At 28.4% G+C, this 1,472-nt stretch carries 2 protein-coding genes; one reads left to right on the forward strand and one right to left on the reverse strand.

All coding sequences use genetic code 11. The features are described 5' to 3' along the window. Positions 1 to 147 precede the first annotated feature (147 nt). On the forward strand, positions 148 to 423 hold the full coding sequence (locus tag HMPREF2802_RS03830) for a TroA family protein (protein WP_048680638.1): 276 nt from the start codon (positions 148 to 150) through the stop codon (positions 421 to 423). A gap of 112 nt (positions 424 to 535) precedes the next feature. Here HMPREF2802_RS03830 and HMPREF2802_RS03835 read toward each other — a convergent pair whose 3' ends face one another. Beyond that, positions 536 to 1,393: a YitT family protein gene (locus tag HMPREF2802_RS03835; RefSeq protein WP_058714821.1), complete on the reverse strand. Its 858-nt coding sequence runs from the start codon at positions 1,391 to 1,393 to the stop codon at positions 536 to 538. Between the last annotated feature and the right edge of the window lie 79 nt (positions 1,394 to 1,472).

Consider the following 1,472-nt stretch of genomic DNA (forward strand, 5'->3'; position numbering starts at 1 on the left):
ATGATAAATTAGTGGTTAGCTATATTTTTTTACTTTGCAACAGAACCTTTTAAAACAATAACTGTATTACAATCCACTCAAAAAGGATTAACAGCATTTGGAAAAAGTTTAGGTCGTGGAACTGAAATTGTTTATGAAGGCTATGGTATGAAAATGCCTAAAGAACTTGAGCACAACGTCAACAAGAATTATAGCACAATACTTAATGAAGAAAAGTTATCAGATTACACAGGTGACTACATTATTTTAACAACTATGGGCGAAGAATCTGAGTTTACTGAAACTAATAATTGGAAAAATTTAAATGCAGTTAAAAAAGGTCATATTATTAAATTAGATGCTACAGACACTGCATACAATGATCCTATTTCATTAGAAAAACAAAGAAAAATCATTTTAAGACAATTAAAGAATATGAATTAAAATGATATTCTTTATACATTCGATTATATCGTTTATAAGAACAATTAAATATAATAGTAAACCATAAATAAAAAGCTACCTAATAACTGGTAGCTTTTTATTTATCGTAATTTTAATATATATCTGATTTTTTCATATTTCCAGCCTTAACTTCTGCTGTATCATATATTGTGATAAATGCGTCTGGGTCTACATCATTTATAATTTCTTTAAGTTTTTGTTCTTCGAGTTTATTAATAACACAAGAAATTTCTACAAATGAATTATTTTCTTCATCAATAGTCACTTTTGTAAATGTGCAATACCTTCCCAGTCTTTCTTTAATTTCTTTATTCATAATGTCATAATCTTTTGTAATAATTTTAAACGTTTTCGAACCACTTAGTCCTTCTTCAATAATATGTATAACTTTTGAAGCAATAAAATATGCGAGCGCTGATAAAATGGCACCTTTAAATCCAAAAACAGTAGAAACAAGTATAAATACGAATGTATTGAGAAATAAAATTAAATCACTTGTTCCGAAAGGTAACTTTCTAGATAATAAAACGGCTAACATATCTATACCATCTAATGCCCCACCATTTCTAAGGGCAAGACCCATGCCTAATCCAATAACAACTCCACCAACTACAGTAATAAGTAGTGAATCACCTTCAATAATTGTTGGTACATGATGCATAATCGAAGTGAATATAGATAATGATAAGATACCTATTATTGAAGATATAGCAAACTTACGTCCGATTTGTTTATAACCTAACCATATAAATGGTAAATTGATTATTCCTATTAATATTCCTAAAGGTAAACCAAACAAAGTGGAACCTACAATACTAATCCCTGTGACTCCTCCGTCAGAAACGTTATTTGGGATTAATATAGATTCCAAACCATATGCTGTAATAAGTGCCCCAATTATAATAAGTAAAATCCTGCCGAATGATATAATCACCATTTTTTTTGTCATTTTTGAACTCCTATTTTTATTATTAAAAAGTCTTCACCTATATTATAACTGGTTCTGTTGCAAAGTAAAAAATATAGCT

This window comes from Staphylococcus sp. HMSC071G07 (assembly GCF_001811435.1).
In the GTDB taxonomy this organism is placed as follows: Bacteria; Bacillota; Bacilli; order Staphylococcales; family Staphylococcaceae; genus Staphylococcus; species Staphylococcus pettenkoferi.